The sequence below is a fragment of the Flavobacterium sp. LM4 genome (assembly GCF_002017935.1).
GTDB lineage: Bacteria > Bacteroidota > Bacteroidia > Flavobacteriales > Flavobacteriaceae > Flavobacterium > Flavobacterium chungangense.
This window is the reverse complement of the sequence record NZ_MUFW01000001.1, coordinates 2557382-2572142: the sequence shown is the minus strand read 5'-3', so window position 1 is coordinate 2572142 and position 14761 is coordinate 2557382. Positions and strand designations below refer to the sequence as shown.

The window sequence follows — 14761 nt, the reverse complement described above, 5'->3', positions numbered from 1 at the left end:
GAATTTAGAGGCACTTTAATGGAGGCATTACAATTAGAAAAAATGAAAATTATATAGAACAAAACGGATATTTACCTTTCGGTAATAAAATGATAAAATAATAAATATGGACTTTGGAATAACTGCAGATAGTTGGTGGGAAACAAAAGTTAGTGACACTCTATCTTTAATCCCTCAGAGAGAATTTAAAGATTTTTTTTATTTAAAAGATTATGGCACTGATCTTAATGATATTTTTATTGTTTTAATGTGTCGTCATACTGAATATAATTTCAAACAACGCATTCGTTTTATAAAAAAAGAAAAGGCATTATATATGGATATTATGCTTGACTTTGATTTGTTCCTGAAAATTACTCAGGAAGAGAGAAATAGAATCGTTTTTGAAAAATTAATTAAGGAAGTTCCTGAAATTATTGCAAAATATAAGTTTAAAAATTTTGATTTAGATACATTCAAACAAGACTGGACTGGTTTGATAAAATCGATAGAGTATTAATGTAGATCTTAAATGATTTTGAAAACACACACAAAAATAGGAGACATTTTTTCGGTTAAGATAAGCGAGAATAGTAAAAAATGTTTTCAATTGATTGCACTTGATTTAACACAATTAAACAGCGATGTTATACGTGCTTTCAAAAACGAATATCCTATAAATTCAAGTCCTGATGTATTGGAAATAGTCAACGGATAAGTTGAGTTTTATGCCCATTGCGTAACAAAAATTGGTTTAAAATTAGGCTTTTGGGAAAAATACAACCATAACGATGAGATAGGAAAGACAGATCATATATTATTAGAGGCACAAGTGATTTAGGTAAAAAACCTAGAGAATATATGGTTTCTAACAACTGGTATGTGTGGAAAATAAATGATAAAAAATTTACTTCTGTCGGTAAATTAACAGGAGAAAATCAAAAAGCGGAAATAGGATTAATTATGAATCACGAAGACATCGTTTATAGAATAAAAAATGGGGCGTATAATTTTCCTTTTTATCCTGGCTATAAATAATTACATCTAAATTTCATTTAATTGAATTTTATATTAAACCAAAAAGACTGCTAAATTAGCAGTCTTTTTGGTTTAATGCTTAAGCTCTAAACAAAGCATACTTATTATAATCGTATAGAACCTTATCGTAAGGCACTAATAAAGTCTCTATTTTTTCTGAAGATTCTTCAAAAGTGATTCCGTTATGTTTTCTGAAAAGATAAATTTCTTTCAGGCAATTCGATAAACTCTGATGAATTTCGGATGTAAATAATGGCAATTGTTTATCACCTACCAGCAAATCTATCTGATAATTTGAACTGCTTCTTGAAAGGTTGTTACCAATTATTCTGATGGTGAATTTCGTATTGTTTCCGTGTTGTTTACCCTGATAATGTATTACCATGACGTTATTATTAAAGATTAAAATTTATTTTAGCTGATTTGAACTGCATTTTGAATTCAATAATTAAAGTTATGAAAAAAAAGCAAAAACGTAAAATTAGAGGTATTAAATTATTATTTTTTTAGCATAAAAAAACCGTAAAGAATTACGGTTTTTTCACAATTAACTAAAAATATTAATCAACTTTTTTCACGAGTAAAATTCATTCATAAGCAAGATTAATTTACGGTACTATTATTTATAATTTCTTTTTCTTCATTTACATCCAGTAAAAACGGATTTCCTTTCTGATCAAACATGGTCATGTTTAAAGCGTCCAGCAAAGTGAGCTTTTTTGAAACAGAACCTTTGAATCTATTGTACGAAAGATTCATTTCAGACAAATGATTCAGGTTTTCAAGTTCCTTTGGAATTTCGCCTTCAAAACTGTTGTCAAACAAACTCAGATTTTCTAAAACATTAAAATTTCTTATTTTATAGCTAAGACTTCCTGAGAATTTATTATTATTCAAAAGCAGCACTTTCAAATTTGAAATTTCATATAAAGAATCCGGCAATGCTCCTCCTATCTGATTATCAAAAAGTGCCAGTATTTCCAGATGCTTTAAACTTCCAATAGCCGAAGGCAATTCGCCTTTCAAATTATTATTGGACAAATTAAGTCCAACCACTTTTCCATTATTAATTTCAACACCAAACCAAGCAGAAACTGATGAGGTTAAATCCCATTTTACTTTCCATTCCCCTCCATTTGTCGCATGATATATTTTAATCAGAGCGTCCTTTTCTTTATCAGAAACCGTATCTGCAAAAACTGAATTTGACAAAGCAAATACTAAAAACAAAAAACAAATTTTTCGCATAGATTAAGGTCTGGAGATTTTCTGCAAAATTATATTTTTTAAACCTTTAAGACAAGCAATGTCGATAAAGTGTTAATAAGTAAAAACGGCCTTTTTAATCCTTAAATAAAAACCTTTCAAGCTGAATTTTTAAGTAAATTTGATTAACTAATTATAAAACCTAAAATCATGAAAATTAACTTTATCACCTTTTTGGCTGCTGCAGTTGTTACACTTGTAATCGGATTTATCTGGTACAATCCAAAAGTTTTTGGAAAAATCTGGATGAGAGAAAATAATTTTACCGAAGATGATCTCAAAAAAGGCAATATGCTTAAAATATTTGGATTTACTTATATTTTCTCTGTACTGATTTCTATGGCTCTAATGTCGTTTACAATTCACCAGTCTGGTGCTCTGGGAATGATCGGCGGACCACCCATGATAGAAAGCGCAAAACCGTCATTTCACGCTTTCATGGCCGATTACGGAACTGCATACAGAACATTTAAACATGGAGCGCTTCATGGTTTTATGGCCGGTTTATTTTTCGCATTTCCTGTTATTGGAATCAATGGTTTATTCGAAAGAAAATCATGGAAATACATCTTTGTTCATGCAGGATACTGGATCGTTATACTTACCATTATGGGCGGAATTGTTTGCGCATACGCCTAATAAAAATCATAAATTTCAAAATCCGTTTGAAATCCAAATTCAAACGGATTTTCTTAATAATAACTTAAAGCAAATAAGTTATTGTAAATATTATCTAATTTTGAAGAAATTAGCACACACACTTGAATACAATCTATTCTTTCCAAATATATAAAAGCGCGTCACTGTTGCCTTTTGCATGGAACTCGCTTGCTGTAGAAAACATTTTTTTGACACGTGAATATCTCGAAGTACTCGAAAATTCCTGTCCGGTAAACATGACTTGCCATTTCATCGGATTCTTTGAAGAAGAAAAACTTGTTGGAATTGCGCTGACCCAATTTTTATTTGCCGAAAAACTGGAATCATTCGGAGAGCGGGATAAATGTTTAAAAACTTCTGTTCGGAATTTTGCCCTTAAAAATTTCGCTTCGCATGTACTTTTTGTAGGCAACAATATGCTGACCGGACAAAATGCTTTTGCTTTTGATAAAAACGTAAGACAATCAAAAGCAATTAAAACACTCCACAAAGCGATTAGTCAGCTGAAAAAGGATTTAAAATCGAGCGGAAAAAAAGTTCACATTACCAGTATAAAAGATTTTACAGCTAAAGAAATAAAACCATTACAGGCTGAATTCAAAAACAATTATACGTTTTCCACACAGCCCAATATGATTTTTGAAATCAATAAAAACTGGAAGACTGAACAGGATTATATTGATGCTTTGTCAAAAAAATATCGGGATCAGTACAAACGCGCCCGAAAAAAATCGGAAAGAATCGTAAAACAAAAAATGTCTTTGGCTGATATTCGACAATATGAAGATGTTATTTATGAGTTATATTTTCATGTGGCGAAAAATGCTCCTTTTAACACCTTTTTTCTTGCCCGGAATCACTTTAGCTTTTTTAAAGAAATCATGAAAGATGATTTTTTATTGTATGGATACTTTTTAGATGAAAAACTAATAGGTTTCAACACATTGATAAAAAACGGAAATGTAATGAACACGTATTTTTTAGGTTATGACGAAAGTGTACAACGCGAAAAGATGCTGTATTTAAATATGCTTTACGATATGATTGGGTATTCAATTAAAAAAGGTTTTGAAAGTATTGTTTTCGCCCGAACCGCCCTTGAAATAAAAAGTTCTGTGGGAGCGAAACCTGTAAAAATGTATGGTTTAATTACGCATAGCAATGCTTTGATAAATCACAACATTGCACGCTTTTTTAATTATCTGGAGCCTAAAACCGACTGGCAGGAACGAAATCCTTTTAAATAACCCTTCCTTTTTAAGGAATTGCAATTTTCATTTGCTTATGCAAAATATGGATCTTCAACGATGTCTGGGCTCCGCAATATTCGCCATCAATCTGAAAACTTACAGGATAATCGGTTTCTATCGTAGCTTTGTCTGTTGAAATAATAACAACATCCTCAGAATCGATAGGCATGTTGCCGGTAATTATTTTCCCGATTAAAAGTAAATCAAGGTTTTTCAGGATAACCAATTCAAATTTACCATCATTCATGGAGCCATTTGGGTTAATAGTTACACCTGTCCCGTATTTTTGAGAATTGGCAATTACGATCATTCTTGCCGTATGTTCAACTGTTTTTTTATTTGCTGAAATTGTTGCAACAAATGGTTCGTTTGATTCTGTCAGGGTTGTAAATGCCTGCAAAGCATAGCCCCAAAAACCACGTACATCGCTTTCTTCATAATTCTTTACCAAATCTGCATTTAACCCTAAATCGCTTAAATGAATACTCTTTTTGCCGTTAATGCAAATCATATCCATTTCGATGTAATGGTTCAAAAAGGCAATTTTCAGATTTTCTTCTATTGTTGAAGGCAAATTTAAATCGACTGAAAGGCCATTTGCGGAACCGGCTGGCAAAATACCAATAATGACATCGTGCTGTTCCATCGCTTCGGCTACCATTTTAATAGTACCGTCGCCTCCAGCAACCACAATTCGTTCTGGTAAATATTGATTGTAGAATAATTGTATTTCTTTCGAATCATTTTTTCCGGTAGTTTCATACACTTCTAAATCAAAATGATTTGTAGCCGCAAATTCGCTTACAGCCTCGATTAAATCTGATTTATCCAAATCTCCGGAAATTGGATTTACAACAAATAGGATGTTCTTTTTCAAAATTTTATTCTTAAAACCAATTAAATTAATTAAATTACAGTTACATAAATATACGTAATTAATGAAACCAATTCTACAATTATATCGTGGTTATGCAAATGAACAAGAGTTAATTGTGATGGGGCATGTTTTTAAGAGAACGTATGAATATGATTTCCAGAAGAAAAACTTAAAAAATGCACGTTCAATTATTAATCAGTTCAGGATAAAAACCATTCAAAATTTTGATGTTTACCTAAAATTTGGAGAAAAAGAAATCCATACCAAAACGTTGGATGATGGTTATTTCAAATTTTGTATTCCACTTGAAAAAGAATTTCATTTTGGATGGATGGAATATCAAGTCAGCATTAAATATAAAACAGAAACAATTACTTCCAAAGGGAGTTTTATAAGACCTCATGATGGAAATCTGGGAATCATATCTGATATTGACGATACTTTTTTGATTTCACATACAAAAAACATTTTCAGAAAAATTTATATCCTATTATTCAAAAATGTAAATGACAGAAAAGTTTTTAAAGATGTTGTTCAGCATTATCAGGCCTTAAGTTCTGCAGGAAGAAACAATAAAGATGAACAAAATGCTTTTTTTTACATTTCAAGCAGCGAATGGAATTTGTACCAGTTTATCGTAAAATTTACCAAAATACATCAATTGCCACGAGCTGTTATTTTATTGAAGGATATTAAGCGTGGCATTACTGATTTTTTCATGAGCGGACGCGGTGACCACAATCATAAATTTGATAAGATCAAACATGTTTTGGAGTTCTATCCGAATCTTAAATATGTATTATTGGGAGATGATTCACAGCATGATCCTTTTTTATATGAGCAAATCTGCAAAATATTCCCGGTTACTGTGATTGCGGTTTATATAAGACAAACCGGAAAAACTCAAAAAAAGGAAGTCAAAAAAATTATGAAAAATTTAGAATCACTTGATGTTTCTGCCTGCTATTTTAAAGAAAGCAGTGAAGCGATTATGCATTCAAAATCTATTGAGATTATTAAGTGATTTGTGTGTTGTTATCAAAACAACCATTTTTAATTGATTTATTGTAGCCCGGATTACTTCACTAAATTTTTATTTTAATCGGAGTTCAGTGAATTTCATTTGAAGTGGAAAGCCACGCAACTAAAAACTCTGATTTTTCTTACCAAAAAGTAGCAGCCAGCGGAAGCTTGTTTTATGATTTAGAAAAATCAGGGTTTTGTGTCCCGATAGCTATCGGGATGTAACGGAAAGCCAGATTAGCTCCCGAAAATTATATTAAGCGTTAAAATTATCAATTTCCTCCTGAACGATTTCCCAATCGAGAAGCAACTGATCCAGATCTGTTTTCTTTTTGTTGTATGCGGTAAAAAAAGAGGCGTCCTCGATATGCTTATCGTAGTTTGAAGCCAGCATTTTGTCATCGTGCTGAATATCTTTTTCCAATTGTTTGATTTGACTTTCGACTTTACTTAAGCGATTTTGCAAAGCTTTCCCTTTTTTCTGGTCTTCGTATGAAGTTTTATTGTTTTCTTTTGGAGCTGCTGTTTTAACAACATCTTTTTTCTCTACTTCACGCATGTTTTCGAGATTGCGCTGTTCCAGAAAAAAGTTGATATCTCCTAAATATTCTCTGATTTTTTGATCTTTAAACTCATAAACGATATTTGACATTCCCTGAAGAAAATCTCTGTCGTGAGAAACAAGTAATAATGTACCGCCAAATTTTTGAAGCGCTGCTTTAAGTACATTCTTAGATTTAATGTCTAAGTGGTTTGTAGGTTCATCCATCAACAATACGTTGATTGGCTGTAACAATAATTTACAAAGTGCCAATCGGTTACGCTCACCTCCGGAAAGTACTTTTACTTTTTTCTCAACATCATCTCCACGAAACAAAAACGAACCTAGCATATCACGGACTTTCATACGGTTAGTATCGGTTGCCGCATCTTCCATCGTTTGAAGCAACGTAATTTCTCCGTCTAAATATTCAGCCTGATTTTGAGCAAAATATCCTAATTGAACATTATGTCCTAATTTAATATTTCCCTGGTATTCAAATTCGTTTACTAATGCTTTAATGAAAGTCGATTTTCCTTGTCCGTTTTGACCAACAAAGGCAATTTTGCTTCCTCTTTCTACCAATAAACTAATATCTTTCAGAATCGTTTTATCTCCGTAGGCTTTTGTAACATTTTCAGCTTCGATTACCACTTTTCCAGGCTCTTTTGAAACTGGGAAAGAGATATTCATTACCGAATTGTCATCTTCGTCAACTTCGATTCTTTCTACTTTATCTAATTTTTTAATCAACGATTGCGCCATCGAAGCTTTTGAAGCTTTCGCTCGGAATTTCTCGATTAATTTTTCTGTTTCTTCAATCTTTTTGGCCTGGTTCTTTTGAGTAGCCAATTGCTTTTCGCGAATTTCATGACGCAATTCTAAATATTGTGAATACGGTTTATTAAAATCGTATGCTTTTCCTAATGAAATTTCGATGGTACGGTTGGTCACATTATCCAGGAACATTTTATCGTGCGATACGATTACCACAACTCCAGGATAATTACGAAGAAAACTTTCTAACCAGATGATACTCTCGATATCTAAGTGATTGGTAGGCTCATCCAGCAATAGAACATCATTTGATTGCAAGAGAAGCTTAGCAAGCTCTATACGCATTCTCCAGCCTCCGGAAAATGTTTCGGTCTGATTATTAAAAACTTCTCTTTTGAAACCTAACCCCAAAAGGATTTTTTCTGTATCTCCTACATAATTGTAACCTCCCAAAAGTTCAAAACGATGTGTGTAATCAGAAAGATCCTCAATAATCTGGCTATATTCTTCACTTTCATAATCAGTTCTGGTAACCAGCAAATGATTAATTTCCTCCAGCTTTTTTTCAACAATCTTAATTTCAGTAAAGGCTTCATAAGCTTCTTCCAAAACAGTTCTCCCTTGTTCAAAATCAATATCCTGACGTAAAAACCCCATACGAATATCTTTTTCCTGAGAAATAACTCCAGAATCAGGTTTAAAATCTCCTGCCAGCATTTTAAGCATTGTCGATTTACCCGCTCCGTTTTTACCAACAAGACCTACGCGGTCACCGGCACCCAAACGAAAAGTAACTTCTTCAAATAAATAAGTTCCTCCAAAAGAAACCGAAAGATTGTGTATATTAAGCATTAAATTATTGTTTAATGTTTAAAGTTTCAAGTTTTGATACCTTAAACAGAGAATGAAAATTGTAAATTTGCTTCACCTAAATAATGGTAAACTAAATTTTTTGCAAATGTTAAAAAAAGGATCGAAATTAAATAGTATTTTAACAGGAAGTTGTCCAAAATGCCAAAATGAGAGCATGTATTCCGACAAAAATCCGCTAAACCTGGCTAAAGTTCTAAAAATGAACGAAAAATGTAGCCATTGTGGATTAAAATACCAATTAGAACCTTCATTTTTTTATGGAGCAATGTATGTAAGTTATGGACTAAATGTAGCTGTTGGAATTCTAGCTTTTATCGTTTCTTTTGTGATTTTTGGAGCTAGTATTGGTTACGCATTTATATCTATAATTGTAACCTTAATTCTTCTGCTTCCATTTATTTTAAGATTATCAAGAAACATTTACATCAATATGTTTGTTTCGTATGATCCTTCAACAAGCTCAAAAAATAAATAATTTAAAATTTCAAAACAGTTTCTTCCTATATCTGTAATATTTTGAACCGAACCCTGAATTAAAAGGATTTCCATTTTTATGAACTAGCCATCCTTTTAAAAGAATATTTTATATCCAAGAATAAAAATCACTTTCTTTTTTTGTAAAAACGATAAATATCAATTGTTGGATCTAACGGTTTTTGATTTTCGATATAATCAAATAAATCTTTTGCCATTGCAGGTCCAAGCATAACACCACGGGTTCCTAATCCGTTTAGAAGATGTAGCTGTTGATGCTTATAATGAGTCCCAATCAGGGGTCTCCTGTCTCGTACTGTAGGCCTTACACCTGCAAAATGTGAAAAAATTTCGAAATCGCAGTTTAATATTTCCTGAATTCTTTCAAGTAGTTCTCTCTTTCCTTCATCTGTAGGTATATCAGTTTTGTCTTTCCAATTATATGTAGCTCCTACTTTAAAAAATCCATTCCCTAATGGTAAAATAAAGACGCTGGTATTCACAATTATATCCAAATCCAGTTCCGGAGCTTTAATAATAAACAGCTCCCCTTTGGTGCCATCAAGGGGCAAATCATTGAAAAATGGATTCGCAAGCATCCCGTATCCTTCCGCAAAAATTATATTACGGGCCTGATAATCTTTGTACTGAACAAAATCTTCATTAAAAATCAGTCTATGATAGTCAAATGTCTCTTCAATGAGTAAATTATTCATCATTAAATACTCCTGATATTTATCTAATAAAAGTGCTGTGTCAACATAACCGGTATGCAAGACCTCACCAAAATCGTGTGGAGATTCAATTCCATTGTATTTTTTATGAATTAATTTAGTCGAAAGAAAAGGTGCTAAAAAAGGTTTATCAGAAGCTGAAAACCAATTATTTTGTTCTTCTATAGAAAAGAACTTTCTAAGAATTGGAAGTTTAAAATTAAACTTTGTTTGCAACTTCGTTTCAACCTGATTGTAAAAATAATCCAATATAACTAATTGTTCTTCTGCTTTCCAAACCTCGCTAAAACGTTTTAGAATTACAGGATTATACAACCCTCCAGCTATTCTGGATGATTTTTGCGACTTATCATTAATTACTAAAATTTTTTTGTTATTTGCGAGGGCTATTTCTGTAAAAGATATGCCAGCTAATCCAGATCCAATAATCAGGTAATCAATCATGATAAATTTTTAAATAAATAAAAAACTCTTACTACAAAGGTAGTAAGAGTTTTTTGTTATAATGTAATTTGAATACTTAGTAGTTCCACATATCTTGTTCAAAGTTACGAATCTTCTCTTTTACTCTTTCAGACTCTAACAATTGATTTTGTGCATTATCCTTCATGTATTCCTTAATCTCACGATCTCCATACAAGTTTTCTTCTTTATACACAACCGCATTGAAGCGTCTTGAATTTAAGATTTGATCGAATGATATTGGAAGAGCTGAATTGGTATCGTTAAAAGCTTTTGCCTCATGTAAAGCCGCTCTTGAATTTGGATAAAAAATCCAAAACAATTCAATATAATCCTTTTCATCACTGTTCATAGTGTAAACATCAGGAGTTACCGGGCAAATTCCCAGTAAACGATATTTCAACTCACTTTGACGTTTGTCAAAATACCAGTATCCTTTTATTTTATACTGAGAAACATCAGCAGCAGTAAGATCCTGTTTCAAAATATACTCAGAAGGAACAGTTCTTGTAGGCCCAACAGTTTCGTCAACATAAGTAACTACTTTCTTTTTACCAGTACCAGTAACTACTTTTTTCTTAACAACATGTGCCTTGTAATCATCTGGATATTGGTTGATTAGTTCTCTACCAGCATCAGTTGTATCAATACGTGATAATGATCCTTCGATGTCTTTCAAAGATTTTTTAGTATTGAAATAACTATCAGAATAAACTTCAGTTATTTTGCCATTTTTCATAGCTTTCGTCAAAACATCATAAAGAGAACGTCTATCAGAACCAATATTTGCCGTATCTACAGGAAAATATAAAGGAAAGTTGATTTTTTCATTCAAATCAATAATTTCCCAAGTAGTTTTCCCCATTAATACATCTCTATCATCTACGTAACCATAAGCCAAAGGCTTGTCATTATCTGAGATAAGCTGTGCAGGAGTTTTAAGTCCTATCTGATCAGGTGTTTTTGCATTAAGCAAATTAGATTGCGCATTAGAAGCAAATACCCCTGCGATAGAAATAATAGCTATTAAAAAATTTCTTACTTTCATCATGATATCATTATAAGATATTGAACGTAGTTTTACCTACTTTATTATTGTATTTCGTAAATTACCGGAGCAGTTCTTGGTAATAAATAACTTCCAGCCCCAACAAGTTTTGTTTTAATTTCAGAAATAGTAACCTGATCTCCTTTACCTGCTTTTGAAAGAACTGATTTACACTGTGCATTTAATCTGTTACCGTTAACCACAACAGTAGGCTGTCCGGTAATTTTTAAATTAAATCCAACTACATCTAAACCAACCTCGAAATCAAAATCTTGTAATTTAGCGCCAATTGTAGCAATTTCTAAGTTAGATTTAGGCCCTTTAACAACACCCATTTCTCCTCTAATTGTACCTGTTGGACCAGGAATACCTTTAATTCTAAATGTTTTCTTATCTGTAACTTTATCTCCGTTTGGCAATGTTCCTGTAACAGAAATTGTAGCTTCTGTACCTGAACCAGGACTCATGTTATATTTACCTGGTTTACCAGCAGAATTTAATCCAGGAGCACTTGCAACAATCTTGTTAGCGTCAACTCCTGCAAATGAAACAGAAATTGGGTTAACAACACCTCTGTAGACAACATTCATCTTATCAGCAGAGATTGTAGCTGAATTTGGTCTTGGAACTACTACATATTTACCAGCAAATTTTAAAGGGATATTTTTACCATCTTCTAAGAATGTAAACTGTCCATTAATATCCTGCTCTCCAACACCTCCTGCAGTTAATGAAATAACTGCCTGTCCATTAACAATTTGTCCAGGACCTTGAAATGAAGTAGGTTTTGTATTTTCATCATAACGACCTAAAACTACTTTACCTGTTACTTTTTCACCTTGGAAATAAGCATTTTTATCCAAAACAACAATTGCCTGGTAGTTGCTGTAAGAAGCAGCAGCTACTGCAGCCTTTCCTAAAGCACTGTTATAAACATCAGTTTCTGCTTTTTGAACGTCATTTTGCCAAGCTGAAAGTTTAGCCAAAGAAGCAACTGCTGGAAAACCTTTAAAATGATAAGCTAAATATTTATCTTTTAAGCCTTCTTTGTTTTTAACATCTGAAACATCAAATTTCTTTTCAATCTCAGCAACAATTGCAGCATACTTTTTATCAGATAAAGCGGCTTTCATATCAGCTTTATACTTTTCAATTTTAGAAATAATATCATTTCCTTTAGCAGTATAACCTTCACCTGTAAACCAGTTATCGATATTATCACCTTTATCCATTGCTTCATAAGGTAATTTACCAGTTTCTTTATCCGTTTCAAAACCTTTTAAAACATCACCTTTTAAACCACCGATATAGGCATAAAATTCTTTTGAAGCTGTTTCAACTTTATGAGCTGTTACTGCTGCCGCTGCGAATTCTCCTTTTGCTTCAGCAGCTTTTTGATCTAATGACGATAATAAACCGGCATTTGATTGCTCAGATGACGTATTCGCACTTTCAAACTTTTCATTCATTAATCCAAAAGCAGACAAAACTTCTTTGGACATATTCATTGCTAACATTGCGATGAAAACCAGATACATCAGGTTAATCATCTTCTGTCTAGGGGTTAATTTTCCTCCTGCCATTTTTTTCTAATTAGTTTTTATTAATAAATTTAATATATAGTTAAAAACTAATTATCCTTTGTTACTCATTGCAGAAAGCATACCACCATAAACATTATTTAAAGAAGCAATATTCGCAGTCATTGATTGCATTTGCTCTTTTAATTTAGATGCATTCTCAGCAATTTCTTTATTAGCATCAGCATTTCTTGCAGCACTTTCTAATTGAACTTTGTACAAACTGTTTAATGATTCCATTTGAGCAGCAGCCATAGACAGTTCTTCACTGTATTTTTTTGTTGACGCAATAGAATCTACAGTTGGAGAAATTGCTTTAGCAGCTCCTTCAAAATTCTTAATACTGTTTCCTAAACTTGACATTAATTCTCCGTCAATTTTAGCTTCTTTAAGCATTACATCTAATTTTTGAGACAACAATCCTTGGGCATCAGATGGTGTTTCAACTTTATCAGCTTTCTTTTTAGCCTGACCATTTGCCAATTCAGGATACACAAGAGTCCAGTCTAATTCATCTTCTACAGGTTCGAAAGCCGATAGTGCAAAAATTAACGCCTCTGTTACTAATCCTACTGAAAGCATCAATGTACCTGTTAAAGGTCCAATCTCAAAGTGAGTAATTTTGAATAATGCTCCAATAATTACTACTGCCGCTCCCATACCATAAGCGAAATTCATTGCTTTTTTACTTAATAATGCCATAATAATACTCTTTTTTTAGGTTTTAAATAGATTTGGTTATTGAATTGAATTTAATTTACTTTTTACTTCCGGTAACTTGAGTCCCCATATAATCCTGAACGGTTCTGAAACCGATATAACTTCTTGCAGAATCTGCATATTCATGGTCACGAGTTCCTACTTGTAAAAAGTAAGCAACATCTTTCCAGGAACCTCCACGAACAACTTTTCTTTGATTATTTCCATCAATCACGTTTGGATTCATTGTAGAAACATACTCATAGGCATTTGGATTGTAAGCTGAATCTGTCCACTCCGAAACATTCCCCGCCATATTATACAAACCATAACCATTCATTTCATATGATTTAGCCTCAACTGTATACAAAGCTTCATCAGCAGCATAATCACCTCTGCTTGGCTTGAAGTTAGCTAAGAAACATCCTCTATCACTTCTGGTATATGGACCACCCCAAGGATAAGTTGCAGATTCTAAACCTCCTCTTGCCGCATACTCCCATTCTGCCTCTGTTGGCAACCTGAAAGCATTAACTAAGTCACGTCCTTTTTTCTTTGATTTAATGTAACTGTTTTTATTTAAAGTTCTCCATGCACAGAAAGCTTTAGCTTGTTTCCAAGTTACACCAACTACAGGGTAATCTCCATATGCTTTATGCCAGAAATAATCATTATGCATTGGCTCATTGTATGAATAAGCAAAATCTTTAATCCAAACAGCTGTATCAGGATAAATTGGCACTTCTTCAGTTTTCACGAAATCTTTTCTCTTACCAACTTTAGCTTTAGCAGCAGCCTGAATATCCATCCATGAATAACGGAATTTCAATTTATTTACATCAATTGTTCTTAAACCATTATATGATTCTTCAATTGGCAAATACATAGAATCCATTACCTCAGTATAATACTCATCCGGATAAGCTTTTGTATCTCTTATTAACTTAACCTTCTTATTTAATTTTCTACCAGCATAAGGATCATCTTTTGTTCCTACACTATAATAATTATCGTACATATATTTATCATAAGCCGTCATTTTATCCGGCTCTGAATCATTAAATGCATAATCTGCAATACTACCGGCATTTTTACCTTTACCCGTTGTACCAGCTGCTGATTTTTGTCCGGTTTCGTCTGCTAAAATAGCTAAACGTACTCGCATTGTAGAATCTTTTACCCATTCGACAAACTGACGGTATTCTGAATTTGTAATTTCTGTTTCATCCATATAAAATGAACGAACCGTTACTGTTTTTGTAGGAGCGTCTTCTACTGCAGCTAAATCACCATCGGTTTTACCCATGATAAAAGATCCACCTGGAACCAAAGTCATTCCATAAGGCTTTTCAGGATGCCATTTTCCTCCTTGCACACCAACTAATTCGCCTTTATCACCGGATTTACCACAGCCAATTACTAATGTTAACATTGTCGCAAATGCAATAAACTTCTTCATATAAATTTGGGATTTCTATTC

At 32.7% G+C, this 14761-nt stretch carries 16 protein-coding genes; 7 read left to right on the top strand and 9 right to left on the bottom strand.

Annotation, left to right across the window (positions count from 1 at the left end; genetic code table 11):
* Positions 1–106 precede the first annotated feature (106 nt).
* The 3 genes from BXU10_RS11535 (at position 107) to BXU10_RS25250 (ending at position 1017) form a co-directional block, all read left to right on the top strand.
* Positions 107–499, top strand: coding sequence for a hypothetical protein (locus BXU10_RS11535; protein WP_078227453.1), 393 nt, complete (start codon positions 107–109; stop codon positions 497–499).
* A gap of 18 nt (positions 500–517) precedes the next feature.
* On the top strand, positions 518–697 hold the full coding sequence (locus tag BXU10_RS25255) for a hypothetical protein (protein WP_223255422.1): 180 nt from the start codon (positions 518–520) through the stop codon (positions 695–697).
* Positions 698–840: 143 nt separating this feature from the next.
* Positions 841–1017 carry a hypothetical protein gene (locus BXU10_RS25250; protein WP_223255421.1) on the top strand — a complete coding sequence of 59 codons (177 nt, stop codon included), beginning with the start codon at positions 841–843 and terminating at the stop codon, positions 1015–1017.
* Positions 1018–1096: 79 nt separating this feature from the next.
* On the opposite strand, the gene BXU10_RS11525 is transcribed toward BXU10_RS25250, so the two are convergent.
* Together BXU10_RS11525 and BXU10_RS11520 are read right to left on the bottom strand one after the other, a co-directional pair.
* On the bottom strand, positions 1097–1402 hold the full coding sequence (locus BXU10_RS11525) for a hypothetical protein (RefSeq protein ID WP_078227452.1): 306 nt from the start codon (positions 1400–1402) through the stop codon (positions 1097–1099).
* A 218-nt stretch (positions 1403–1620) separates the two neighbouring features.
* Positions 1621–2247, bottom strand: a complete 627-nt coding sequence (locus tag BXU10_RS11520; protein WP_223255420.1) for a Two component regulator three Y domain protein — start codon at positions 2245–2247, stop codon at positions 1621–1623.
* Positions 2248–2433: 186 nt separating this feature from the next.
* Here BXU10_RS11520 and BXU10_RS11515 point away from each other — a divergent pair, with 186 nt between their 5' ends.
* Both BXU10_RS11515 and BXU10_RS11510 read left to right on the top strand, forming a co-directional pair.
* Positions 2434–2922, top strand: a complete 489-nt coding sequence (locus BXU10_RS11515; protein WP_078227450.1) for a DUF1761 domain-containing protein — start codon at positions 2434–2436, stop codon at positions 2920–2922.
* A 122-nt stretch (positions 2923–3044) separates the two neighbouring features.
* The gene (locus BXU10_RS11510) at positions 3045–4190 is read left to right on the top strand and encodes a GNAT family N-acetyltransferase (RefSeq protein WP_078227449.1); all 1146 of its coding nucleotides are present in this window, start codon (positions 3045–3047) and stop codon (positions 4188–4190) included.
* Positions 4191–4200: 10 nt separating this feature from the next.
* Here the strand turns inward: BXU10_RS11510 and BXU10_RS11505 are convergent, their stop codons facing one another.
* Positions 4201–5070 (bottom strand): diacylglycerol kinase family protein, encoded by an 870-nt coding sequence (locus BXU10_RS11505; RefSeq protein ID WP_078227448.1) that lies wholly within the window; start codon positions 5068–5070, stop codon positions 4201–4203.
* A gap of 61 nt (positions 5071–5131) precedes the next feature.
* On the opposite strand from BXU10_RS11505, the gene BXU10_RS11500 reads away from it, so the two are divergent.
* Positions 5132–6094: an App1 family protein gene (locus BXU10_RS11500; protein ID WP_078227447.1), complete on the top strand. Its 963-nt coding sequence runs from the start codon at positions 5132–5134 to the stop codon at positions 6092–6094.
* A gap of 255 nt (positions 6095–6349) precedes the next feature.
* Here the strand turns inward: BXU10_RS11500 and BXU10_RS11495 are convergent, their stop codons facing one another.
* Positions 6350–8263: an ABC-F family ATP-binding cassette domain-containing protein gene (locus BXU10_RS11495; protein WP_078227446.1), complete on the bottom strand. Its 1914-nt coding sequence runs from the start codon at positions 8261–8263 to the stop codon at positions 6350–6352.
* Positions 8264–8369: 106 nt separating this feature from the next.
* Here BXU10_RS11495 and BXU10_RS11490 point away from each other — a divergent pair, with 106 nt between their 5' ends.
* Positions 8370–8759, top strand: coding sequence for a DUF983 domain-containing protein (locus BXU10_RS11490; protein WP_078227977.1), 390 nt, complete (start codon positions 8370–8372; stop codon positions 8757–8759).
* 127 nt (positions 8760–8886) lie between these two features.
* Here BXU10_RS11490 and BXU10_RS11485 read toward each other — a convergent pair whose 3' ends face one another.
* The 5 genes from BXU10_RS11485 to gldK all read right to left on the bottom strand — a co-directional run bounded on the left by BXU10_RS11485 (position 8887) and on the right by gldK (position 14740).
* On the bottom strand, positions 8887–9936 hold the full coding sequence (locus BXU10_RS11485) for an FAD-binding oxidoreductase (protein ID WP_078227445.1): 1050 nt from the start codon (positions 9934–9936) through the stop codon (positions 8887–8889).
* A 76-nt stretch (positions 9937–10012) separates the two neighbouring features.
* Entirely contained in the window at positions 10013–11002 is a 990-nt protein-coding gene (gldN, locus tag BXU10_RS11480) for a gliding motility protein GldN (protein WP_078227444.1), read from the bottom strand.
* 44 nt (positions 11003–11046) lie between these two features.
* Positions 11047–12585 carry a gliding motility protein GldM gene (gene gldM / locus BXU10_RS11475; protein WP_031454645.1) on the bottom strand — a complete coding sequence of 513 codons (1539 nt, stop codon included), beginning with the start codon at positions 12583–12585 and terminating at the stop codon, positions 11047–11049.
* Positions 12586–12636: 51 nt separating this feature from the next.
* Positions 12637–13284, bottom strand: coding sequence for a gliding motility protein GldL (gene gldL, locus BXU10_RS11470; protein WP_031454644.1), 648 nt, complete (start codon positions 13282–13284; stop codon positions 12637–12639).
* Between the two features lie 55 nt (positions 13285–13339).
* Positions 13340–14740, bottom strand: a complete 1401-nt coding sequence (gene gldK / locus BXU10_RS11465) for a gliding motility lipoprotein GldK (protein ID WP_078227443.1) — start codon at positions 14738–14740, stop codon at positions 13340–13342.
* Between the last annotated feature and the right edge of the window lie 21 nt (positions 14741–14761).